At 64.4% G+C, this 21,847-nt stretch carries 22 protein-coding genes and 1 pseudogene; 17 read left to right on the forward strand and 6 right to left on the reverse strand.

Annotation, left to right across the window (positions count from 1 at the left end; translation table 11 throughout):
* Positions 1-341 precede the first annotated feature (341 nt).
* From ACEWFR_RS18340 to ACEWFR_RS18385, 10 genes are all read left to right on the forward strand, one after another.
* Positions 342-1,550, forward strand: a complete 1,209-nt coding sequence (locus tag ACEWFR_RS18340) for a LeuA family protein (protein WP_374062475.1) — start codon at positions 342-344, stop codon at positions 1,548-1,550.
* A gap of 323 nt (positions 1,551-1,873) precedes the next feature.
* On the forward strand, positions 1,874-3,694 hold the full coding sequence (gene ilvB / locus ACEWFR_RS18345) for a biosynthetic-type acetolactate synthase large subunit (protein ID WP_374062419.1): 1,821 nt from the start codon (positions 1,874-1,876) through the stop codon (positions 3,692-3,694).
* Positions 3,691-4,356 (forward strand): acetolactate synthase small subunit, encoded by a 666-nt coding sequence (gene ilvN / locus ACEWFR_RS18350; protein WP_374062420.1) that lies wholly within the window; start codon positions 3,691-3,693, stop codon positions 4,354-4,356. The genes ilvB and ilvN overlap by 4 nt, the downstream gene beginning before the upstream one ends.
* On the forward strand, positions 4,349-5,401 hold the full coding sequence (ilvC, locus tag ACEWFR_RS18355; RefSeq protein ID WP_374062421.1) for a ketol-acid reductoisomerase: 1,053 nt from the start codon (positions 4,349-4,351) through the stop codon (positions 5,399-5,401). The genes ilvN and ilvC overlap by 8 nt, the downstream gene beginning before the upstream one ends.
* Before the next feature lie 18 nt (positions 5,402-5,419).
* The gene (locus tag ACEWFR_RS18360) at positions 5,420-5,707 is read left to right on the forward strand and encodes a hypothetical protein (RefSeq protein ID WP_374062422.1); all 288 of its coding nucleotides are present in this window, start codon (positions 5,420-5,422) and stop codon (positions 5,705-5,707) included.
* On the forward strand, positions 5,704-7,125 hold the full coding sequence (gene leuC, locus ACEWFR_RS18365) for a 3-isopropylmalate dehydratase large subunit (protein ID WP_374062423.1): 1,422 nt from the start codon (positions 5,704-5,706) through the stop codon (positions 7,123-7,125). The genes ACEWFR_RS18360 and leuC overlap by 4 nt, the downstream gene beginning before the upstream one ends.
* Positions 7,126-7,231: 106 nt before the next feature.
* Positions 7,232-7,867 carry a 3-isopropylmalate dehydratase small subunit gene (gene leuD, locus ACEWFR_RS18370; protein WP_374062424.1) on the forward strand — a complete coding sequence of 212 codons (636 nt, stop codon included), beginning with the start codon at positions 7,232-7,234 and terminating at the stop codon, positions 7,865-7,867.
* A 180-nt stretch (positions 7,868-8,047) separates the two neighbouring features.
* On the forward strand, positions 8,048-8,962 hold the full coding sequence (locus ACEWFR_RS18375) for a DMT family transporter (RefSeq protein WP_374062425.1): 915 nt from the start codon (positions 8,048-8,050) through the stop codon (positions 8,960-8,962).
* 119 nt (positions 8,963-9,081) lie between these two features.
* Positions 9,082-10,062 (forward strand): 3-isopropylmalate dehydrogenase, encoded by a 981-nt coding sequence (gene leuB, locus ACEWFR_RS18380; RefSeq protein ID WP_374062426.1) that lies wholly within the window; start codon positions 9,082-9,084, stop codon positions 10,060-10,062.
* Between the two features lie 53 nt (positions 10,063-10,115).
* Entirely contained in the window at positions 10,116-11,195 is a 1,080-nt protein-coding gene (locus ACEWFR_RS18385; protein ID WP_374062427.1) for an alpha/beta fold hydrolase, read from the forward strand.
* A gap of 27 nt (positions 11,196-11,222) precedes the next feature.
* Here the strand turns inward: ACEWFR_RS18385 and ACEWFR_RS18390 are convergent.
* From ACEWFR_RS18390 to ACEWFR_RS18400, 3 genes and pseudogenes are all read right to left on the reverse strand, one after another.
* A pseudogene (locus tag ACEWFR_RS18390) lies at positions 11,223-11,600 on the reverse strand (hypothetical protein); the annotation flags it as partial.
* Positions 11,601-11,761: 161 nt separating this feature from the next.
* A complete protein-coding gene (dph5, locus tag ACEWFR_RS18395) occupies positions 11,762-12,586 on the reverse strand; it encodes a diphthine synthase (RefSeq protein ID WP_374062428.1) in 825 nt (274 codons plus the stop codon).
* An 81-nt stretch (positions 12,587-12,667) separates the two neighbouring features.
* Complete coding sequence (locus tag ACEWFR_RS18400; RefSeq protein WP_374062429.1) at positions 12,668-13,096, reverse strand: Rieske (2Fe-2S) protein; 429 nt, start codon at positions 13,094-13,096, stop codon at positions 12,668-12,670.
* 527 nt (positions 13,097-13,623) lie between these two features.
* Between ACEWFR_RS18400 and ACEWFR_RS18405 the strand changes: the two genes are divergently transcribed.
* Positions 13,624-14,691 (forward strand): alanine--glyoxylate aminotransferase family protein, encoded by a 1,068-nt coding sequence (locus ACEWFR_RS18405; protein ID WP_374062430.1) that lies wholly within the window; start codon positions 13,624-13,626, stop codon positions 14,689-14,691.
* Positions 14,692-15,034: 343 nt separating this feature from the next.
* Positions 15,035-16,873, forward strand: coding sequence for a carbon starvation protein A (locus tag ACEWFR_RS18410; protein ID WP_374062431.1), 1,839 nt, complete (start codon positions 15,035-15,037; stop codon positions 16,871-16,873).
* Positions 16,874-16,953: 80 nt separating this feature from the next.
* On the opposite strand, the gene ACEWFR_RS18415 is transcribed toward ACEWFR_RS18410, so the two are convergent.
* Positions 16,954-17,562 carry a hypothetical protein gene (locus ACEWFR_RS18415; protein WP_374062432.1) on the reverse strand — a complete coding sequence of 203 codons (609 nt, stop codon included), beginning with the start codon at positions 17,560-17,562 and terminating at the stop codon, positions 16,954-16,956.
* Between the two features lie 215 nt (positions 17,563-17,777).
* Here ACEWFR_RS18415 and ACEWFR_RS18420 point away from each other — a divergent pair, with 215 nt between their 5' ends.
* Complete coding sequence (locus ACEWFR_RS18420) at positions 17,778-18,011, forward strand: hypothetical protein (protein WP_374062433.1); 234 nt, start codon at positions 17,778-17,780, stop codon at positions 18,009-18,011.
* Positions 18,012-18,032: 21 nt separating this feature from the next.
* On the opposite strand, the gene ACEWFR_RS18425 is transcribed toward ACEWFR_RS18420, so the two are convergent.
* Positions 18,033-18,257, reverse strand: coding sequence for a hypothetical protein (locus ACEWFR_RS18425; protein ID WP_374062434.1), 225 nt, complete (start codon positions 18,255-18,257; stop codon positions 18,033-18,035).
* A 134-nt stretch (positions 18,258-18,391) separates the two neighbouring features.
* On the opposite strand from ACEWFR_RS18425, the gene ACEWFR_RS18430 reads away from it, so the two are divergent.
* Both ACEWFR_RS18430 and ACEWFR_RS18435 read left to right on the forward strand, forming a co-directional pair.
* Complete coding sequence (locus ACEWFR_RS18430) at positions 18,392-18,712, forward strand: hypothetical protein (RefSeq protein ID WP_374062435.1); 321 nt, start codon at positions 18,392-18,394, stop codon at positions 18,710-18,712.
* Between the two features lie 100 nt (positions 18,713-18,812).
* A complete protein-coding gene (locus tag ACEWFR_RS18435; RefSeq protein ID WP_374062436.1) occupies positions 18,813-19,016 on the forward strand; it encodes a hypothetical protein in 204 nt (67 codons plus the stop codon).
* Here ACEWFR_RS18435 and ACEWFR_RS18440 read toward each other — a convergent pair whose 3' ends face one another.
* A complete protein-coding gene (locus tag ACEWFR_RS18440; RefSeq protein ID WP_374062437.1) occupies positions 19,017-20,264 on the reverse strand; it encodes a GTP-binding protein in 1,248 nt (415 codons plus the stop codon).
* 74 nt (positions 20,265-20,338) lie between these two features.
* Here ACEWFR_RS18440 and ACEWFR_RS18445 point away from each other — a divergent pair, with 74 nt between their 5' ends.
* A complete protein-coding gene (locus ACEWFR_RS18445; protein ID WP_090611616.1) occupies positions 20,339-20,635 on the forward strand; it encodes a hypothetical protein in 297 nt (98 codons plus the stop codon).
* Complete coding sequence (locus tag ACEWFR_RS18450; RefSeq protein ID WP_098726058.1) at positions 20,635-21,621, forward strand: TRC40/GET3/ArsA family transport-energizing ATPase; 987 nt, start codon at positions 20,635-20,637, stop codon at positions 21,619-21,621. The genes ACEWFR_RS18445 and ACEWFR_RS18450 overlap by 1 nt, the downstream gene beginning before the upstream one ends.
* Positions 21,622-21,847 lie beyond the last annotated feature (226 nt).

A 21,847-nucleotide genomic window follows, 5' to 3' on the forward strand; every position in this document is an offset into this window, starting at 1 on the left:
CTGGAAGTCGGGGCGGAACAGTAGTATGTTGACTCGAGGATGCGAGCGGTGATCGAACGTCCACAGTCGACCGCGCGCCAGCGCTCGAACGGGGCAAATGAGATCGAACGGCCGGTAATTCGGGTTCGATGCTCGATATTCGGGGCAGATTGCTGGAGAGTGCCTAAACAGTATTAGGAGATACTATCAGATACTAGGCCGTCGCAGTCGTGCGGTTTCGCAATGAATCTGATCGGAACTGGCAGAGCCCGCGACCGCTGTCCGCTGCTCACAGCGTTAGGTTTATATATCTCGTCGCACCTCGGATTCAGATACAATGTCTTCACAAGACAGCCCATCCTCTGATACCAATCAGGGGGGTCGAGTTCTTCCAGGGCACGTTAGATTCCACTGACGAAATAGAGTCAGCACGTGTCTTCGATACGACCCTCCGGGACGGCGAGCAGTCGCCCGGCACATCGTTTTCCTACGACGACAAACGGCAGATCGCGTCCATTCTGGACGAGATGGGAACCCACGTCATCGAGGCCGGATTCCCCGTCAACTCGGACGCCGAGTTCGAGGCCGTTCGTGACATCGCTTCGGCAACCAGTTCGACGACCTGCGGGTTAGCCCGCGTCGTCGACGGGGACATCGAAGCGGCGCTCGATTCCGGCGTCGAGATGGTGCACACGTTCGTGTCCACCAGCGACGTCCAGATTGAGGATTCGATGCACGCCACCCGGGAGGAAGTCGTACAGCGCGCAGTCGACTCGGTCGAACGCATCAAAGAGGCGGGCGCGACCTGCATGTTCTCGCCGATGGATGCGACTCGAACCGACGAGGAGTACCTGCTCGAGGTCATCGAGGCGGTCTCGGACGCGGGTACCGACTGGATCAACATTCCGGACACGTGCGGCGTCGCGACGCCGACCCGCTTTCGGGCCATGATCGAGAAGGTCTGTGCCCACACCGACGCGCGGGTCGACGTGCACACGCACGACGATTTCGGGCTGGCCACCGCTAACGCGCTGGCCGGTATCGAGGCCGGCGCGGCCCAGGCGCAGGTGTCGGTCAACTCGATCGGCGAACGGGCCGGCAACGCGGCCTACGAGGAGTACGTGATGGCCATCGAGTCGCTCTACCAGTGCGATACGGGGATCGACACGACGCGCATCACCGAACTATCGGAGATCGTCGAAGAGAAAAGCGGGATGGCGACGCCGGGCAACAAACCCGTCGTCGGCGACAACGCCTTCTCCCACGAGAGCGGCATCCACGCCGCCGGCGTCATCGAAAACTCCGACACCTTCGAACCCGGCGTCATGACCCCCGAGATGGTCGGTGCCGAGCGCAAGCTCGTCATGGGGAAACACACCGGTACCCACTCGGTCCGAGAGCGGCTCGTCGAGTGCGGCTTCGACCCTACCGACGAGCAGGTCAAGGCGGTCACCCGCCGCGTCAAGGACTACGGAGCCGAGAAGCGCCGCGTGACGGTCGACATCCTCGAGCGCTTCGCCGAAGAGGCTGGCGTCGAACGCCAGCAGGAGCAAGAGGAGGTGCGCGCCTGAGGAATGTCCTCACCGTTTGCCACCGGCCGCGAGCCCCTGCTGTCGCGCTCGAGCGGACGGACGGATGCGACTCGTAAGGATTATCACCCTCGAGGGAGCTACGTAGACAGTAATGACGGTCCGCGCTCCCCTGTCGGCTCGCGTTCACACGGTCGGCACCAGCGCGCTCGCTCCGATTCGTATTGTAGGGGCGTTCTAGCCCCATTTTCAGTACCTCGTAGCTTCGGACCGGAATCCGCATCGTTCTCCGAGCGATCAGTAACACAGCAGATGACACACTACCGTACACCACCCGATCGCCGCACACCGGCGGGAGGCAATCGATGAGCGAACGCGCAGCAAAGGTCACACCACCGGATGACGAACAGGACGACGACCAGATCACCGACAGCGCCGCACCCGACGCGGCCACCGAGGACGACGCGGCGGCCGGCGACGCCGAGACGACGCCCGCCCCCGTCACGTCGGGCGCAGAAGCCGTCGTTCGCGCGCTCGAGAACGCGGGCGTCGAGTACGCCTTCGGCGTCCAGGGCGGAGCGATCATGCCCGTCTACGACGCGCTTTATGACTCGGACATTCGTCACGTGACGATGGCCCACGAGCAGGGCGCAGCCCACGCGGCCGACGCATACGGCATCGTCTCGGGCGAGCCGGGCGTCTGCCTCGCAACCTCGGGGCCGGGCGCGACAAACCTCGTTACCGGCATCGCGGACGCCGACATGGACTCGGATCCGCTGCTCGCGCTGACGGGGCAGGTCCCGACCGAGTTCGTCGGCAACGACGCGTTTCAGGAGACCGATACCACGGGCGTCACGACGCCGATCACGAAGGACAACACCTTCGCGAGCGACTCGGATCGCGTCGGCAGCGACGTCAGCGAGGCGTTCGCGCTCGCCGGCGCGGGCCGACCGGGACCGACCCTGGTCGACCTCCCCAAAGACGTCACGAACGGCGAGACCGACTGCGAGCCCGACGCCCCCGCAGTTCCTGACACCTATCGGGTGCAGGAGCGAGCGGATCCGGAGATCGTCGCGGCCGCGGCCGAGCGGATCGAGAACGCCGACCGCCCCGCCATGTTGCTCGGCGGCGGCGTCATCAAGGGCGAGGCCAGCGAGGCCTGCCGCGAGTTCGCCATCGAACACGAGATCCCGGTCATCACCACGATGCCCGGCATCGGCGCGTTCCCCGAGGATCACGAACTCTCCCTCGAGATGGCGGGCATGCACGGCACCGGCTATGCCAACATGGCGATCACCCACTGTGACACGCTGATCGGGATCGGGACCCGATTCGACGACCGGCTGACCGGCGGGATCGAGACCTTCGCGCCCGACGCGGAGCTCATCCACGTCGACATCGACCCCGCGGAGATCTCGAAGAACATCCATGCGGACTACCCGCTGATCGGCGACGCCGAAACGGTCGTCGAGCAACTCTCCGAGGCCGTCGACACCTCGCCGGAAGCGAAAAAGTGGCGCGCACAGTGCCAGCAGTGGAAATCCGACTATTCGATGGCCTACGACGCGCCCGAGGACGAGCCGGTCCAGCCGGAGTTCGTCGTCGAGGCACTCGACGAGGCCACGAGCGACCGAGCGATCGTCACCACCGGCGTCGGCCAACACCAGATGTGGGCCTGTCAGTACTGGACCTACACTGAGCCCCGCACCTGGGTCTCGAGTCACGGGCTCGGGACGATGGGCTACGGGCTGCCCTCGGCGATCGGCGCGCGACTTGCAGCCGACGACGATCAGGAGGTCGTCTGCATCGACGGCGACGGCTCGTTCCTGATGACGCTGCAGGGGCTGTCGGTCGCCGTCCGCGAGAACCTCGACATCACGGTTGCCGTACTCAACAACGAGTACATCGGCATGGTTCGACAGTGGCAGGACGCCTTCTTCGACGGCCGTCACTCCGCGTCGGACTACCACTGGATGCCGGAGTTCGACAAGCTCGCGGAGGCCTTCGGTGCGAGCGGGTACCGGATCGACGACTACGACGATGTCGCCGAAACGATCGACGCCGCGATCGCCTACGACGGCCCGTCGGTGATCGACGTTCATATCGATCCCGACGCCAACGTCTACCCGATGGTGCCAAGCGGCGGCGACAACGGTCAGTTCGCACTGACGGAGGACCAGCTATGAAACGCGGTCTCGACGGGCCCGAACCCGAAACGCGCCCGACCCCCGCGGGACGGCGCAACAAACAGGGCATTCGCATCGATCCGGAGGTCGAAGTGACCCACGAGCCCCGGCGCACCGTCATCTCGGCGCTGGTCGAACACGAACCGGGCGTCCTCTCGGACGTCTCGGGACTGTTCTCGCGGCGGCAGTTCAACATCGAGAGCCTGACCGTCGGCCCCACGGAAAACGACGATCACGCGCGAATCACGATCGTCGTCGAGGAACCCGATCCGGGGATCGATCAGGTCGAAAAGCAACTGCGCAAACTGGTGCCGGTGATCTCCGTGCGCGAACTCAAGCCCGACGCGATGCGTCGGGAACTGGCGCTCATCAAGGTCGACGCCGATCGACCCGGCCAGGTCGCCGCCGTCGCGGACATGTACAACGCCAAGACGGTCGACTCGAGTCCGGAGACGGCGACGATAGAAGTGACCGGCGCGCGCCAGAAGATCGAGGCCGCAATCGATACCTTCAGCCAGTTCGGGATCCGAGAGATTTCCCGGACCGGGACGACGGCGCTGGCCCGCGGCACCGATCGGACCGCCGCGTCCGATTCGACGGGACAGCCCGCCGACGAGGCGAACTACGACGGACAATACACAGAGACAGCTACCAATGACTGACGAATTCAACACCGACATCTACTACGACGACGACGCGGACGGATCGTATCTCGAAAACGCGACAGTAGCCGTTCTCGGCTACGGGAGCCAGGGCCACGCCCACGCGCTGAACCTCAACGACAGCGGGGTCGACGTGGTCGTCGGCCTGCGCGAGGACTCGTCCTCGCGCGACGCGGCCGAAGCCGATGGGTTAGACGTGACGACGCCGGTCGAGGCAGCCTCGCAAGCCGACGTCATCTCCGTGTTAGTTCCCGATACGGTTCAGCCGGCGGTCTACGCGGACATCGAATCGGAACTCGAGGAGGGGAACACGCTGCAGTTCGCCCACGGCTTCAACATTCACTACAACCAGATCCAGCCCCCGGAGGGCATCGACGTGACGATGATCGCACCGAAGTCACCGGGCCATCTGGTTCGCCGCAACTACGAGAACGACGAGGGAACCCCCGGACTGCTCGCGGTCTACCAGGACGAAACCGGCGATGCGAAGGAGCGTGCGCTCGCGTACGCGAAGGGGATCGGCTGTACTCGCGCCGGCGTCGTCGAGACGAGCTTCCGCGAGGAGACCGAGACGGACATCTTCGGCGAGCAGGCCGTCCTCTGTGGCGGCATCGCCGAACTGATCAAAACGGGCTACGAGACGCTGGTCGACGCCGGCTACAGCCCCGAAATGGCCTACTTCGAGTGCATGAACGAGATGAAGCTCATCGTCGACCTCATGTACGAGGGCGGGCTCGGCGCGATGTGGGACTCTGTTTCCGACACCGCCGAGTACGGCGGGCTCACCCGCGGCGACGACGTGATCGACGACCACGTTCGCGAGAACATGGACGAAGTGCTCGAGCAGGTCCAGAACGGCGAGTTCGCAACCGAGTGGATCTCGGAGAATCAGGCGAACCGGCCCGTCTACACGCAGCTCAACCAGGCCGAGAAGGACCACGAGATCGAGGAGGTCGGCGAGCGACTGCGTGACCTGTTCAGCTGGGCCGAGGAGGGAGAAACCGAAGACGAAGCGGAGTCCGCCACGGTGCAGGCGGACGACTAACACCGGAACCCGAGAACCATGAGCGAAAACGACACGACGACGGACACGATGGGCGAGATCAGCCATACGAATCCCCACACGGGGGAGACGGCTGGCCGGCTGTTCAGCCGCGGGCCGATCGTCGCCGCTGACGGCGGTACGTCGGAGACGACCGAGGCCGACGGAGCGGACGAGACCGACACGACCGGAACGATGAGCGACGTCGACCACACGCCGCCGAAGCGGGCCGACGACGCGAACCGCGTTTTCGAGCGCGGGACCGAACACGGACGACAGTCCGATAGCGATACGGTAGTAGAGGAATGAGCAAGGGCACACTGTACGACAAGGTCTGGGATCGACACAAGGTAACTCGCCTGCCGACTGGACAGGATCAGCTGTTCGTCGGGCTCCACCTCATCCACGAGGTCACGAGCCCGCAGGCGTTCGGGATGCTCCGCGAGCGCGACCTCGAGGTCGCCTTTCCGAAGCTGACCCACGCGACGGTCGACCACATCGTGCCGACGGCCGACCAGTCCCGTCCCTACAAGGAGGACGCGGCCGAGGAAATGATGGCCGAACTCGAGGAAAACGTCCGTGAGGCGGGCATCGAGTTCTCGGACCCGACGACGGGCGATCAGGGGATCGTCCACGTCATCGGACCGGAGCAGGGGATCACCCAGCCCGGCAAGACGATCGTCTGTGGAGACTCTCACACCTCCACCCACGGTGCCTTCGGCGCGCTCGCGTTCGGCATCGGGACCTCCCAGATCCGCGACGTGCTCGCGACGGGCACCGTCGCCATGGAGAAGCAAAAGGTCCGCAAGATCCAGATCGACGGCGAACTCGGCGACGGCGTCGAAGCGAAGGACGTCATCCTCGAGATCATTCGCCGGCTCGGCACCGAGGGCGGCGTCGGCTACGTCTACGAGTACGCCGGCGAGGCCATCGAGAGCCTCGGGATGGAAGGGCGGATGTCGATCTGTAACATGTCCATCGAGGGCGGCGCTCGCGCGGGCTACGTCAACCCCGACGAGACCACCTACGAGTGGATGAAAGAGACCGACTACTTCCAGGAGAACCCGGAGAAATTCGACGAACTCAAACCCTACTGGGAATCGATCCGCTCCGATGCGGACGCCGAGTACGACGATGTCGTCCACATCGACGCGAACGAACTCGAGCCGGTCGTCACCTGGGGCACCACGCCTGGGCAGGGAGTCGGCATCTCCGACCCGATTCCGGAACCGGAGTCGCTGCCGAAAGAGAAGCAAGACACCGCCCGACGCGCACAGGAACACATGCGCGTCGAGCCCGGAGAGACGATGGAGGGCTACGATATCGACGTTGCCTTCCTCGGTTCCTGTACCAACGCCCGCCTGCCGGACCTGCGACGCGCCGCTCGGATCATCGAGGGCCGACAGGTCGACGACGACGTCCGCGCGATGGTCGTCCCCGGCAGCCAGCGCGTACAACGGACCGCCGAGGAGGAAGGCCTCAAGGACACATTCGAGGAAGCCGGCTTCGAGTGGCGAAACGCCGGCTGTTCGATGTGTCTCGGCATGAACGAAGACCAACTCGAGGGCGACGAGGCCTGTGCCTCCTCCTCGAACCGGAACTTCGTCGGCCGGCAGGGCTCGAAGGACGGTCGCACCGTCCTGATGAGTCCGCGGATGGTCGCCGCGGCGGCGATCAACGGAGAGGTCTCTGACGTGCGCGATCTGAAGGAGGTGAATCTGGCATGAGTAGCGAGACGCGAATCGTCTCGGAAATGCGAACGGGGAGTGTAACGACCCGTGAGCACGCGGAGCGAGTGCTTCCATCGAAGCGCGAAGTGCTGGAGGTGGAAGCATGAGCGACGACGTCGAGATTCCCGAGGTCAACTACGTCTCCGGCTCCGGCGTTCCGATTCGGGGTAACGACATCGACACCGACCAGATCATCCCCGCGCGGTTCATGAAGGTCGTCACCTTCGACGGACTGGGCGAGTTCGCGTTCTTCGATCTGCGATTCGATGACGACGACAACCAGAAGGAGCATCCGTTCAACGAGGAGCGCTACCAGGACTCCTCGGTGATGGTCGTCAACAGCAACTTCGGCTGTGGCTCCTCGAGAGAGCACGCCCCCCAGGCCCTGATGCGCTGGGGGATCGATGCGGTCATCGGCGAGAGCTTCGCCGAGATTTTCGCGGGCAACTGTCTGGCGCTGGGCATTCCGACCGTCACGGCAGACAGCGAGACGATCGAGGCCCTGCAGGACTGGGTCGACGCGAATCCTGACGGCGAGATCGACATCGACATCGAGGCCGAAGAAGTGACCTACGACGATACCACGATCGACGTGACCGTCGACGACGCCCAGCGCAAGGCGCTCGTCGACGGCGTCTGGGACACGACGGCGCTGATGAAGTCCAACGCCGGCGCGGTCCGCGAGAAGGCTCGAGAACTGCCGTACGTCGACGATGCGGCGATTCCCGAAGCCGAATAAGCAGGCCTCCGTTTTTGCGACTCGGTTTTGATCGCTCGTCACATTCGACCGCATCTCGTGTCACGACTCGAGTCGTGCGTATCGCCCTGACGACCGAATTGCGTCGTGGTGCCACACCGAAAGCGGCAGGTAACCACGGAAATCGCGAGCTATTTCGGAGACTGACGGCTATACTTCCCCATGTCTCGCGCTCTCGATGCGTCGCTTTTCGTGTTGCTGGCCGTTCTCTGGGGATTTTCTTTTCCCGCGATTTCGATCGGCCTCGAGTACCTCCCACCCCTGCTCTTCGCGGCCGCCCGGTACGACATCGCAGCGGTCTTGTTACTGGCTGCAGCTGTCGTCCGAGTCGAAAAGTGGCGTCCGACCGCGCGGAATGATCTAGCGGCCGTCGCGGGCGGTGGCATCTTCCTCATCGCGGGCAACGGGCTCCTCTTCCTCGGCCAGCAGACGGTTCCGAGCGGGGTCGCCGCGATCTTGCAGGGACTGGTTCCGATCCTCACCGCACTGTGGGCGATCCCGCTGCTGGGTGAACGGCTCTCGCCGCTCGGGGCCGTCGGTGCCGCCATCGGCTTTCTGGGCGTCGGCCTCGTCGTCCAGCCCGATCCAGGGAACCTGTTGGCGGGCGACACCGCCGCACGGCTGCTCATCGTCGGGCAGGTGTGTAGCGTCGCGCTCGGCGGGGTCCTGATCCAGCGGGCCGGGCCGACGCTCGAGCAACTGCCGCTGGTCGGCTGGTCGATGCTCGTCGGTGGACTGGTCTTACACGCCGTCAGTCTGGGTGCCGGCGAGTTTCCCAGTGCCGACGTGCTCGGTCCCGTCTCTATCGGTGCCCTGCTCTACCTCGGAGTGTTCGCGACCGCCATCGCGTTCATGATCTACTTCTCCATCCTCGAGGAACACGGTGCGTTCGAGGCGGCGCTGATCGGCTACCTGGTCCCGATCGTGGCGACGATCGCGAGTGTCTTCCTGCTCGGCGAGGAAATCGGCGTCCTGACGGTCGGTGGCTTCGGGCTGGTCGCGGTCGGCTTCGTCCTGCTCAAGCGCCGCGCGCTCGCCGAGGCGGTCGGGTTCTCGACCGGTGTCAGCAGTCCCTGAGCTCGACGATAGCCACGACTGCCGGCCAGCCGATGGGCGACTCGTCTCGAGTCCGCACTGATTCGGTCCCCAGCGCCGGTATCGATACCCTCTTTTCGGCCCCACGTCGATGTTTGGGCATGACTCACGAAATCGCCGTCATTCCGGGCGACGGAATCGGACAGGAAGTGACACCCGCCGCGGTCGAGGTCCTCGAGGCCCTCGCGATCGACTTCGAGTTCGTCGACGCCGATGCGGGCGACGCGGTAAAGGAGGAGACCGGCGAGGCGCTGCCCCAGGAGACCTACGACCTCGCGGCGTCGGCGGACGCGACGCTGTTCGGCGCGGCCGGCGAGACGGCCGCGGACGTCATCCTGCCGCTTCGGACGGCGGTCGACTCGTTCGTCAACGTTCGGCCCGCGAAAGCGTATCCGGGGATCGACGCCGTCCGCCCCGAGACGGACCTGATCTTCCTCCGGGAGAACACCGAGGGCGTCTACGCGGGTCACGAAGATCGACTGACGCAAGACGTCTCGACGCTCACCCGCGTCGTCACGGAGTCGGCCTCCGAACGGCTCGCCGAGTTCGCCTGCGACTACGTCGCCGGCGACGACCACGACGGCTTCTCGATCGTCCACAAGGCCAACGTCATGCGCGAGACGGACGGTCTCTTCCGCGACACCGTCAAATCGGTCGCCGACGAGAACGGCGTCGAGACCGATCAGGTACTGATGGACGCCTTCGCGACGCGGGTCTGTCTCGACCCCGAACAGTTCGACGTGGTCGTCTGCCCGAACCTCGCGGGCGACGTGCTCTCGGACCTCGCGGCCGGCCTCGTCGGCGGCCTCGGCCTGCTCCCATCGGCTAACATCGGCCCCGATCGCGCGCTGTTCGAACCCGTCCACGGCACCGCACCAGATATCGCCGGCCAGGGAGTCGCGAACCCCGCCGCGACGATCATTTCCGCCGCCATGCTGCTCGAGTACCTCGGCTACGACGAGGAGAGCGACGCCGTTCACGAGGCCGTCGAAGCGACGCTTGCCGACGGGCCGCGGACCCCCGATCTGGGTGGGGACGCCTCGACCGATGACGTGACCGACGCGATCATCGATCGGCTGTAGGCGTCTCCGTTTGTGGCCGGAGAGTTATCACGGGAGCCGTGGTACCGGCGGCCATGACTCGAGACGACACCCTCGGTGGCGTCGACTCGCGAACCGTCGAAACGGACCGACTCGAGACCCATTACCTCGAGTCGGGCGGCTCCGATCGGGCCGCCGCCGAGGGAGAAACCATCCTTTTTTGCCACGGGAACGTCTCGTCCTCGCGGTTCTTCGAGGACGTACTGGTCGACTTGCCCGCCCGCCATCGCGCGATCGCGCCCGATCTGCGGGGGTACGGCGATTCGGAGACGAAACCGGTCGACGCGACGAACGGCCTCGGCGACTTCGCGGCGGATCTCCGAGCGTTCGTCGACGCACTCGCGCTCGCGGAGCCGCTCGTCATCGTCGGCTGGTCGAACGGCGGCGGGGTCGCGATGCGGTACGCGATCGACCACCCCGAGGCGGTCGCCTCGCTCGTGCTGGTCAACCCGCTCTCGCCGTACGGCTTCGGCGGCACGAAGGATACGGACGGAACGCCGTGTTTCGACGACTACGCCGGCTCCGGCGGCGGGATCGGTAACGACGCGTTCGTCGCGGGCCTCGAGAACCGCGACCGAAGCGAGGAGGGACAGACCTCTCCACGAAAGGTGCTGCGAACCTACTACGTCGACCCGACCCACGAGTTCGACAGCGAGCGCGAGGAATCGTATCTGACGGGGATGCTCGATACGGCGACCGGCGATAAGAACTATCCGGGATCGTCGAAGTCGAGCGACAACTGGCCCGGCATTGCCCCGGGCGAAACGGGTGTGAACAACGCGATCTCGCCGAAGTACTGTGAACTCGAGGCGATCACCGAAATCGATCCCGACGAGAAACCGCCCGTACTGTGGATTCGCGGTGATTCCGATCAGATCGTCTCGAACGCCTCCCTCTTCGATCTGGGCACGCTCGGCCGAATGGACGAACTCCCGGAGTGGCCCGGCGAGGACGTCTTCCCGCCACAGCCGATGGTCGACCAGACCCGCGCCGTTCTCGAGGCCTACGCCGATCGCGGCGGCGAGTTCGAGGAAGTCGTCTTCGGAAACGTCGGTCACACGCCCCATGTCGAGGTCCCGGGGGACTTTCTGGATCGGCTCGAGTCCGTCCTGTAGGGCCGGAAGCCGTGGTAGTGGTGTGGTTCAGCGCCTGGAGCTTTGCTCCGGGACCCCCTCCGCGGACGCTTCTTCCTCCCGTTCGTCGGTCGCGCCCTCGCTGCGCATCGACCGCAGCGTCGACAGTCCGCGCTTTCGGGTCACGCCCTTCGAGATCCGGATGCCGTCGAACGTCCCCTCCCAGTGCTCGTCGCTCGCACCGAGGTGGTCCATGTAGTACGCGAAGGCTCCGAGCCACAGCAACGCGGCCGTGAGCGCGAGGAAGACGACCGCCGAGACGAGCGTCGACGGGCCGAGCGCCCCGACGCCGATTCCCGCGACCACGTAGACGAAGGCGGCGATCACCATGAGGACGGTGATCGTCGCGAACATGTCGTTGACGGCGGTCACCCGCGCGTTGTACTCGTGACCTCCGGACCGCTCATGGCCCATGCTTTCCCGCACCGACCGTAAATCTCCCGGCGTCCGTTTCCGATCGAAACGCGGTCGTTCGGGAGGACGATACCGGCCGCCGAACCGGTCGTCGTCACCGAGCTTCAACCGCTGTCAGCGATCCTCAACCGCCGTCAGGCGATCTCGAGGACAGCTCGGTCTGCCCCGGCCAGTTCGACCAGTGCGTCGGCCTCGAGCAGGTGACACTCCCCGGGGATCACGAGCAGATGCAGCGGGTCGCCGAACTCGCGGCCCGCCAGTTCGGTCATTGTCCCGGCCTCGACGAGCGGATCCGGGCTCCCCGCGCGGGCGACGACGACGCCCGCGAGATCGGGGTACTCCGCTGCGAGCAGTTCGGCACCGACGTCGGCTGTCATGTATTCCTCGCGTTCTGCTTTGTCGTCAGAACTCGAAGAGTTCTGACTGCTGGTTGGATCGTATCCAACCTTGATATCGAGGTAGACGACGGTGTGCAGCCCATCAGCACGGTTGTCGTCGATCGTCTCCGTGACGCTCGCCGGGAGTCCCTCGGCCCCGTGAGCGTACGGAAACGGCAGCGTCGTCGCCTTGCCGAAGCGGTAGTTCTGCAGTCCGGTCAGCGCGCTGGTGGCCGTCTGGGCGGTAACGCCGTGGATCACCCGCGTCTCGATTCCGCGGTCGTGAGCCCGCAGCCGAAGGTCGACGTGGGTCGTCGAAATCATCGTATCGCCCGCCGTCAGGAACGCGATATCTTCGTCCTCGGCCGCTGTGAGCATGTCGTCGGGATGCTGTTCGACGCCGGCCCGATCCCGGACCTCGATCTCGAGGTCGTGATAGGACTCGAGGTCGTCGATCGTCGTCCCGATCAGCTGACTGGTGTAGAACTCGGCGTAGACGCGATCGGCCGCTCGCAGGGCGTCCCGGCCCTCGACGGTGATCGAGCGCTCGTCGTAGAGACCGAGGCCGATGAAGGTGAGCATAGGCGGTCGTAGTCGTAGCGCGCGGAATACGTTTTCGAGACGCGCACACCCTTCCGGAGAGTCGTTCGCCGTCGCGGACGATCAGAATCCGATGTGGGAGGTCGACGCCGGGCCATCGTCATCGTCCTCGTCGTCGCCTTCGTCGATCCCGCCCTCGTGGGCGAAGGTCACGTCGTTGTCGGTCAGATAGACGACGCCGTCGTCGACGCTGACTTCGACGCCCGGGAGCGTCGTGTCGGCCGCCTCGCCGTTGTCGCAATAGCCCGAGCAGGAGTCGAACATCGAGCCGTGTTTCGGACAGATGATCTGTCCGTCCCGCATCGCGGCCCCGCGGCCCGTATCGAACCGCTGGGCCTCGTGGGTGCAGCGATTGATCCACGACTCGACGTTGTCCCCGCATGGCACGAGGATCGCTTCGTCCGGTTCGCCGTACTGATCTCGGATCGTGAACAGCCACGACCGGTTTTCGTGGACCGTCTCGACGGTCGTGAGCCGTCGGCGCTCGCTCATCTTGAGCGGGGATACGCGCGCCGAACGGAAAAGCGCTCTCGAGGCCGCGACCCCATCGCCACCGCAGACGAGAATCGGCCGGGTGTCGGATGAAGGTGATGCACCTGCGACGGCCGACGTGGAAATATAGTACCAACTGCAACTATTCACACACTGATCGCACAGCTGTCGTGCGATCAGGTGTGCAGTGACTTGCAGTGGCTACTATAGCTCGTCGAATGATGGGCTACACGTTTGATAGAGGGGAACCACGTATCGCTCCAGACCAGCCAACCGGCGTGCGGTGGCGCGCGCTGGGCCGCGGTTCACCGCGGCGCAACATCGTGCGAGGGATGAGTGAGCGCCGTGAAGGCGCGATCGAATCGGTTGGGGAGGGCGTGGCGATCCCCTGTTGCCACGATCGCAGCGCGTTTTTCATAGCAACTCCGTCAAAAGTAGCTGTTACACAAGCGCTCTCTCCCAACAGCGATCGAGACTCCCCACTCGTCTCGAGAGGTTTTATGTCCAAACGCGCCGGTACCCACCGTATGACCGACGATCGACTGCGCATGACGCCCGGCCCGACCGAGGTGCCGGCGGCCGTCCGCGAGCGGATGAGCGAGCCGACGCCGAACCCGGATGTCGAGCCGGAATTCTTCGAGTTCTATCGCAATCTGACCGCGAAACTCGAGGCGATCTACGGCGACGACGACATCGCGATCCTCGGCGGCGAGGGCATCCTTGGTCTCGAGGCCGCCGTCGCGTCGCTGGTCGAACCGGGCGACCGCGTGCTCTGTATCGCGAACGGGCTTTACGGCGAGGGGTTCGCCGATTTCGTCGAGATGGCCGACGGCGAGGCGGTGGTCTGCGACGCGCCGTGGGACGAGCCACTCGACCTCGATCGAGTCGAAGCCCACCTCGAGGAGGGCCCGTTCGACGTCGCGACGATGGTTCACTGCGAAACGCCGACGGGTGTCCTCAACGACATCGAGCCAGTCCTCGAGGTGCTCGACGAGCGCGACGTGATCAGCGTCGTCGACGCGGTCTCCTCGCTCGGCGGCGTGTCAGTCCCGACGGAGCGAATCGATGTCTGTCTGGGTGCCTCCCAGAAGTGTTTCAGCGCGCCGCCGGGACTGACGGTCTGCTCGGTCAGCGACCGCGCATGGGCGAAGATCGAGTCGTTCGAGACGGCGAGTCTGTACACCGATCTCGAGCCGTGGCGCGACGCCGCCGACGAGGAGTGGTTTCCCTATACGCATCTCGCCGCGAACCTGTACGGCCTCGAGACGGCGATCGACCTGTTGCTCGAGGAGGGACTCGAGACCGTCTTCGAGCGCCACGAAGCGGCTGCGCGGCGATGTCGCGAGCGAGCCGACGATCTCGGGCTGTCGCTCTATCCTGTCCCCGCGCGGTCGTCGCCGACCGTGACCGCACTCGAGGTTGACGGACGCGCACAAGCGCTCCAAGAAACGCTGGCCGCCGAGCACGATATCGTCCTCGCGACCGGCCTCGGCGACCTCGCGGACGACATCCTCCGGATCGGTCACATGGGACACAACGCGCGCCTCGAGCGCATCGATCGGACGATGGACGCGCTCGAAGCGGTTCTGGAGTAGTGTGTCGGCCCGTTACCGTTCTCGGCGAATGTAGTGAGCGAGAACCGCGGGGACGCGAACGGTGAGCGAAGCGAGCCGTGAGTGAACACAGTGTGCGAGAACCGCGGACTGTGCGATCGGTGTGTGAATCGTTTCAGTTGGTACTCTCGTATCGGTTGTTCAGCTACGCCATCAATCATAAGATATTCGTGAAATTCTTCTTCCCTTCTCTTTTACCTTTCAGCCGTGGCGTTACGTCCAAAAAACCTTACCATCGGGTCTAATTAAAAATGGGAAGATAGCCACCAAATAATATAAATAACAATTAAGGTTATCGAACCCACTGGATTTGCGTAGACGTACCATGACTCAGATAATCTGGATCATCGCGGCAGTGTTAGTGACGTTTACCATGGGGTATGTGGGATACTCGCGATACCTCACGCAGTTCGTCGAACTCGACGAGGAGGCGGAAACACCGGCTCACAAATACGAGGACGGACAGGAGTACGTTCCATCGAAGAAACCGGTCCTGTTGGGCCATCACTACTCGAGTATCGCGGGTGGGGCACCGATCGTGGGACCGATCACAGCCGGCGCCATCTGGGGATGGGTGCCCGCCTTGCTGTGGATCGCCATCGGGAACCCGTTGATGGGTGCCGTTCACGACTTCGTATCGCTGTCGGGCAGTCTCCGTCACGAAGGGAAGTCGATCGGGTACATGATCGGCGAGTACGTCGGGGAGAGCGGCAAAAACATGCTGTTGTGGTTCGCGTTCCTGACGATCATATTGGTCGTGGCAGTGTTCGCGTTGGTCGTGGGGATCGTCTTCAACGCCTATCCGCAGGTGGTAACGGCATCCCTGATTTACATCGGGTTGGCACTGGTGTTCGGTATTTACCTGTACCAGTTCAACGGCCCGTTCATCCCCGGAACGATTCTATTCGTCGCGGGGGTCTTTGCGGCCGTCTGGGTGGGGCTCCAGTACCCGCTGGCGCTGTTCGCCGGTGATTATCCGGCCGAGACGATCGTGTTGCTCGGCGGTGACGGGAGTTGGGTGCCGGGAGCTGCCGCGCTTGGCGGTAACACTGCGGGATGGATACCAGTCGTCATGGTCTATGCCGCGATCGCGAGCGCGTTGCCGGTTTGGGTGTTGCTCCAGCCGCGTGACTACCTGTCGTCGTTCCTGTTGTACACTGGCGTCGGAGGGGCTATCGTCGCGATCATCGTCGGGACACTCCTCGGGACGTCGTCCGAGCCGCTCGTCGTCGACAGCACCATCGGCGCGTTCGAAGGCTTCTGGGGCGTTGAAGCCGCTGGACTCGCACCACTGTTCCCGCTGCTGTTCATTACGATCGCCTGTGGGACGATCAGCGGGTTCCACTCGCTGGTTTCCTCGGGGACGACCGCCAAACAGCTCGACAACGAGACCGACGCTCGGCTGATCGGCTACGGCGGGATGCTCGGCGAGGGTCTTCTCGCCGCGGTTGCACTCTCGACACTCGCAGTGTGGGGATTCGCCGACCCCGCAGGTGGGATCGGCGCTGCACTGCCGAACTTCGCGTCTGGTGGTGGACTCATTCTCACGAGTCTCGGCATTCCCCAGAACGTCGGTGCCGTGTTCATGGCGCTGGTCCTCTGTAGCTTCCTGCTCACGTCGACCGACACGGCCGTCCGTCTCGGTCGGTACATGATGGAAGAGCTCGTCGGCACGCCCGCGGGACGGAGCGATACCGGGCTGAACCTCGATCCGCGCTCGATCGCACGCGGTCGGTACACGAACCCGATCGTCCAGATCGTTCCCGCGTACCTGCTCGTCGTCTCCGGCCAGTGGGTCGTCCTCTGGCAGCTGTTCGGCGGCGCGAACCAGCTGCTCGCGGCGCTTGCGCTGCTCACCGCGACCGTCTGGCTCGCCAACTGGGACGACAACAAACAGCTCATCTCCACCGGCGTTCCGATGGCGATCATGGTCACGATCACCGTCCTCGGACTGTCGATCCTGGTGTTCTACGAGAACCTCTACTTGAACCTGCTCGAGGGTGGGGCAGAAACCACCGAGGCGATGATCTCCTCGGGCGTGCAGATGGCTCTCGGCCTCGTCCTCATCGGCCTGGCACTCGCACTCGTCCGACTTGGGTACAAGAACATTCGGACCGTCCGTCGCGGCCCCGAGACGCCCGCGGCCGAACCGGGCGACGACTAGCAGCGACCGACTGTCATTCGGTTTTTTCAGCCGCTGGACACGACGTATCGCTAGAACAGTCTGCAACCGCCGGAACGACGCTACCGCCAGAACCGTTTCGCGAACCGCGACAAGAACCCCTCTTCGGGCGAGCTCACGTCGTCCCAGAGGGTAAACGCCTCCACGATGTCGGCGGCCTCGCTGGCGACGTGTGCTTCGACTTCAGGGACGACGACGAGGAGGTTGATCTCGTAGTGACCGTGATAGCCGAACTTCAGTAACGTTCGGTCACGGAAGCCGGCAACGAACTCGCGGACGTCGTCGGGTAGTTCGTCCGCGACGAGGACAAAGGTAAAGTCCGTCCCGAAGTGCTCCTCGTCGGCGACGACGCGCTCGTCGGCGAGTTCGTGCCCGAGGTCGACGAGTCGCTCGAGTTCCGCGACGGTCGGCCGCGATTCGTGCCGGACGAAGAGGTACTCCTCGGCCTCGTGATCGGCGTAGGAAAGCGCCGGATGGAAGAACTGCTTCTGGCTGAGAACGCGCATCTCCCCGTAGAGATCCCAGCGCTCGCCGCCGACGCGGCGATCTTTCTCGAGGTCGTAGTTGTACATCAGTCGGTCGGACACTCGGTCGAGGTACTCGTCGTCCCAGTCGGGGACCGCCTCGCGGATCTCCGCCGGCAGTTCCGCTGGTTGCGCGTTTTCGCTCATCGTGCGTTGACGGGGTGTGACAGTGATCGCTCACGACCCGGTACCAGTTCCGTTCTCTCCGGACCCATGACTCGTTCTCTCATACCATCGGTTACCGTCGGGGTATCAAATAATCGTCGGTGGAACCGATCCGATACCTCGCCTCGTCATCGCAGCCCCTCGAGTCGGCAGTAGACTTTAGCCCTCGCAGACGAACTATCGTGCAAGGGATACACATGGGAGGAAAGAAGACCGAAGCCTGCGGCCGCTGTTCCATGTCGACGGTCGTCGACGTCGCCTCGTCCGGTGATGACGAGGACGCCGACGGCGAGTCGACGCGAGACGTGTTCGGCGAATCCGCTATCGAGGTCGACGACGAGACGCTCCGGCGCGTCTCGCCGGGCGCCTGGGCGGGGCGCGTCACCAAGCGCCTCGACGATCTCGGTCGCCGACTTATTTACGGCCGATAGGGGGAACCGGCGGATTCGCACTCACGACATCGTCACGAGATACGTCATCGCGAACAGCAGTATCGCCGCCGTGGCGACGTTAATGAACCCGAACTCGAGAAAACCCAAATACGACAGTCCCCAGACGATCGACCACGCGAATAGCGTTGATAGTACGGCGTTCATCGCGAGCAGGACGCGCGGATCGCCCTGCGAGGACGATACGCCCGCCTCGAACCCGTCCTGCTCGGAGTCCCCATCGCTCATACAGGAAGACGATGATACCGCCACTTAACTGTTCACCGTAAGCCGTTCACGAATTCACCACCGACGTCGACGAGTTCGATCACGGCTGCCAGCGCACGGTGTAACTCTTTGCCGCTCGAGGGCGAACACTTCGTATGCGACTTCGCAACCGTCACGGATCGCACGTGGACCCGGTGCCGTTCGTCGTGGTCGCCGGGCTCACCTTCATGATTCTGCTATCGTTCGGCCCGCTGTACGGGCAGGCGCTGGGGCTGTCGCTCGAGACCGCGATCGCGCTCTCCGGCGCGCTGTTCGCCGTTGCCACCGTCGTCGCCTTCCACCGCCAGGTGTGGACCGCCCGGCCGGAGACGATCGGCGCCGTCCCGTCGGCCGTCCGCGCCGAACGACTGTTTTACCTCATTCCGATCCTCACGGCGCTGATCATCGCGCTCGCGGTCCCGTTAGTCATCGGTTAGCGGACGCGACCGGTCGGTACGTTCGGCGCGAACCGCGCGATCGCGAAAGCGTGCTAATTTATCGCACAGTATTATCGGTGTTCACGATGAACGATCGACTATGGGGCTTATCGAATCGGTGAAAGCAGCGCTTGCATCACCCACACCGAAGGACCGCCCTGCCGACGGCTCCGAGGGGGCCTACTGGTGTGACGACTGCGCCGTTCGGATCAGGGATGTCGACCTCGAGGGGGAACCGGTCTGTCCGGATTGTGGCGCGGAGATGCGCTTCGAGCGCTCGACCGGCCGCGACTGTGCGTGCTGACTACGGCTCTCGGATAACGGTCTCGTCGCCCTGTTCGGTGGGGAAGGGGCCGTCGAGATCAGTCTCCCGCTCCTCGTCGGTGACGAGTGCGTCCTCGAGCGCCGCCCGGAGCGTCGACTCGTCGTAGTCGGTGCCGATGAACACGAGTTCGGTCCGGCGGTCCCCGTGCTCGTCGTGCCACTCGAGGTTCGGTCGATTCGACCGATACATGTCGCGCTCGACCTCGGGGAGGCTCGCGATCCAGGGGCCCTGCGCAGTGGCCCTGACGGACGGACCGGCCTGGGCGATCGACACCCGCATCTCATTGGTTGCAAGCCAGGCGGTCCCCTTCGAGCGGACGATCGATCGCGGGAGGTCCCGGAGGAAGTCAGCGAACCGTTCGGGATGGAACGGCCGGCGGGACCGGTAGACGAACGACGAGACGCCGTATACCTCGTCGGGGTGGTGATGACCGCGGTGGTCGCCGTCGGTTTCGTCGTGACGGCCATCGTCGCCGTCGCGGTCTCCGTGTCCGTGATCGCCGTCGGCCGACGCCAGCGCTCGCTTCCAGCCCGGGAGATCGTTCACGCGGGCGGCGTCGAACAGGTCGGCGCCGAGCAGACGGTCGGGATCGACCGCGGCAAACTCCGTGCGGATCGTCTCGGCGTCGGGTTGGAGCGCACGGACGAGTTCTTCAGCCTCCGCGAGTTCCGTCTCGCGACAGCGATCGGCCTTGTTCAGCAAGACGAGGTTCGAGACCTCGAGCTGCTCGACGAGCAGATCCGAAAGCGGACGGTCGTCCTCGCTCCCGGTTCGCTCCGGCCGTTCCTCCCCTGCGAAGGCCTCGAGGAAGGCGGGCGTGTCGAGGACCGTTACGAGCGTGTCGACGTCGTAGAGCGCGGCGACGCGGGACTCGGTCGTGAACAGCCGGGCGACGGGCGCGGGTTCGGAGATGCCCGACGACTCGACGACGAGGTGGTCGAAGGATCGGTCGCGAGCCAGCCTGACCACGGCGGTCTCGAGGTCGTCCTGAAGCTCGCAGCAGATACAGCCGTTCGAGAGCTCCGCGACGCCGTCGTCGAGCTCGAGTTCCGACCCCTCGGCGACGAGTTCGGCATCGACGTTGACCTCGCCCATGTCGTTGACGAGGACCGCCAGCGTCCGGTCGCCGGCGTTCGACAACAGGTGATTGAGCAGCGTCGTCTTGCCAGCCCCCAGACTGCCGGAGAGGATCGTCACCGGGATTTCATCGTTCGTGTCCGTATTCATATCCGGTCACTGGGATCGCAGCGCCTTGAAACCGAGCCACGAGGGTTTTTAGCGTGCGGTACAGACGTACGGACATGGATCTGGCCGATCGGATCGAAGCGTTTCGCGAGACGCTCGACGAGTGGCTGCGGGGGCTCTACCACGGGATGATCTCGCACCCGGCCTACGAGAAGATCGAGAAGGAAGCCGAGGACGCCGAGGACGCGTTCATCCTGGCGTGTTTCCCGGACGCGTTCGGCATCCCGTCACCGGTCTCGTACTACACCGCGGAACTACTCCCGTACCTCGAGGACGAGTTCGAATCGTGGGAGCGGCGGCTGTGGGACCGCGGAACGTACCTCGAACGCAAGGGCCAGCAGTACCACTTCTGATGGAGCCGTTCGTCTTCTTCGGTGGGAAGGGTGGCGTCGGCAAAACGACCGTCTCCTGTGCGTACGCGCTCCGCTGTGCGCGCGACGGCCAGCGGACCCTCGTCGTCTCGACCGACCCGGCCCACTCCGTCACCGACGTGTTCGATCAACCGTTCGACGACTCCCCGCAATCGGTCGAGGGTATCGACGGGCTCGACGCGATGGAGATCGATCCCGAGGACGAGGTGACGCGCCACCTCGACGAGATCCGGCAGGACCTCTCGGAGCAGGTGTCGGCGTCGATGGTCAACGAGATCAACCGCCAACTCGAGATGTCTCACGGGACGCCGGGAGCCTACGAATCGGCGCTGTTCGATCGGTTCATCGATGTGATGCGGAACTCGGAGCCATACGATCGCGTCGTCTTCGATACCTCGCCGACGGGGAGTACGCTCCGACTTCTCGGACTTCCCGACCTGCTAGAGGACTGGATCGACCGGCTGATGCACAAGCGACGGACGAGCATCGATCTCTTCGAGAAGGCCGCGATCGGCAACAACGAACCGCGCCGCGTGATGGAGGGCGACCCTGTCCTCGCGCGGCTCCAAGAACGCAAGGAGTTCTTCGAGTTCGCCGGCTCGGCGCTGCACGACGACGCCGCCTTTTTCCTCGTTGTGAACCCGGACGAACTGTCGCTAAACGAGACCGAGCGAGCGATCGACGATCTCCGGGAGAAGGACCTCGCGGTCCGCGGCCTCGTCGCCAATAAACTCACGCCGTCGCCGGACCCCGACGAGAACGGCCGCGGCGCTCGCTACCTCCGCGAGCGCGTCGAGACGGAAACGGAACGCCTCGAGACGATCCGCTCGGAGTTCGAGCCGCCGCTGGTCGCCGAAATCGGCTGGCGGAGTTCGGAGGTCAAGGGCGATCTCCTGGCGGACGTCGCCGGCGAACTACACATCGAGACGGCCGCTGAGCCGCCGACACACGTCTATAGTAGCCACTGAAACGATTCACACACTGATCGGACAGCTGTCGGTCGATCAGGCGTGCAATGACTTGCAGTGGCTACTATAGCTCGAGTGCCGATCGACGGCCACTCGAGTCCGGTTCGGCGGTCTGTACTGATTCGTTCGTCCCGATATCCCGCGAGAGCCGATTCGATTCGGATATCGTCGTGCCAGGGATATTCATACCATTCTACCGTCGGACAGAAACCCGTTTAGGCGCTGC

The sequence above is a fragment of the Natrinema sp. H-ect4 genome (genome assembly GCF_041894845.1).
Classification (GTDB): Archaea; Halobacteriota; Halobacteria; order Halobacteriales; family Natrialbaceae; genus Natrinema.

What these genes read in the sequence shown, in the direction of transcription:
- ilvB (WP_374062419.1), top strand. Translation starts at nt 1,874, where the DNA reads ATGAGCGAACGCGCAGCAAAGGTCACACCACCGGATGACGAACAGGAC.
- ilvN (WP_374062420.1), top strand. Translation starts at nt 3,691, where the DNA reads ATGAAACGCGGTCTCGACGGGCCCGAACCCGAAACGCGCCCGACCCCC.
- ilvC (WP_374062421.1), top strand. Translation starts at nt 4,349, where the DNA reads ATGACTGACGAATTCAACACCGACATCTACTACGACGACGACGCGGAC.
- ACEWFR_RS18360 (WP_374062422.1), top strand. Translation starts at nt 5,420, where the DNA reads ATGAGCGAAAACGACACGACGACGGACACGATGGGCGAGATCAGCCAT.
- leuC (WP_374062423.1), top strand. Translation starts at nt 5,704, where the DNA reads ATGAGCAAGGGCACACTGTACGACAAGGTCTGGGATCGACACAAGGTA.
- leuD (WP_374062424.1), top strand. Translation starts at nt 7,232, where the DNA reads ATGAGCGACGACGTCGAGATTCCCGAGGTCAACTACGTCTCCGGCTCC.
- ACEWFR_RS18375 (WP_374062425.1), top strand. Translation starts at nt 8,048, where the DNA reads ATGTCTCGCGCTCTCGATGCGTCGCTTTTCGTGTTGCTGGCCGTTCTC.
- leuB (WP_374062426.1), top strand. Translation starts at nt 9,082, where the DNA reads ATGACTCACGAAATCGCCGTCATTCCGGGCGACGGAATCGGACAGGAA.
- ACEWFR_RS18385 (WP_374062427.1), top strand. Translation starts at nt 10,116, where the DNA reads ATGACTCGAGACGACACCCTCGGTGGCGTCGACTCGCGAACCGTCGAA.
- dph5 (WP_374062428.1), bottom strand. Translation starts at nt 12,586, where the DNA reads ATGCTCACCTTCATCGGCCTCGGTCTCTACGACGAGCGCTCGATCACC.
- ACEWFR_RS18400 (WP_374062429.1), bottom strand. Translation starts at nt 13,096, where the DNA reads ATGAGCGAGCGCCGACGGCTCACGACCGTCGAGACGGTCCACGAAAAC.
- ACEWFR_RS18405 (WP_374062430.1), top strand. Translation starts at nt 13,624, where the DNA reads ATGACCGACGATCGACTGCGCATGACGCCCGGCCCGACCGAGGTGCCG.
- ACEWFR_RS18410 (WP_374062431.1), top strand. Translation starts at nt 15,035, where the DNA reads ATGACTCAGATAATCTGGATCATCGCGGCAGTGTTAGTGACGTTTACC.
- ACEWFR_RS18415 (WP_374062432.1), bottom strand. Translation starts at nt 17,562, where the DNA reads ATGAGCGAAAACGCGCAACCAGCGGAACTGCCGGCGGAGATCCGCGAG.
- ACEWFR_RS18420 (WP_374062433.1), top strand. Translation starts at nt 17,778, where the DNA reads ATGGGAGGAAAGAAGACCGAAGCCTGCGGCCGCTGTTCCATGTCGACG.
- ACEWFR_RS18425 (WP_374062434.1), bottom strand. Translation starts at nt 18,257, where the DNA reads ATGAGCGATGGGGACTCCGAGCAGGACGGGTTCGAGGCGGGCGTATCG.
- ACEWFR_RS18430 (WP_374062435.1), top strand. Translation starts at nt 18,392, where the DNA reads ATGCGACTTCGCAACCGTCACGGATCGCACGTGGACCCGGTGCCGTTC.
- ACEWFR_RS18435 (WP_374062436.1), top strand. Translation starts at nt 18,813, where the DNA reads ATGGGGCTTATCGAATCGGTGAAAGCAGCGCTTGCATCACCCACACCG.
- ACEWFR_RS18440 (WP_374062437.1), bottom strand. Translation starts at nt 20,264, where the DNA reads ATGAATACGGACACGAACGATGAAATCCCGGTGACGATCCTCTCCGGC.
- ACEWFR_RS18445 (WP_090611616.1), top strand. Translation starts at nt 20,339, where the DNA reads ATGGATCTGGCCGATCGGATCGAAGCGTTTCGCGAGACGCTCGACGAG.
- ACEWFR_RS18450 (WP_098726058.1), top strand. Translation starts at nt 20,635, where the DNA reads ATGGAGCCGTTCGTCTTCTTCGGTGGGAAGGGTGGCGTCGGCAAAACG.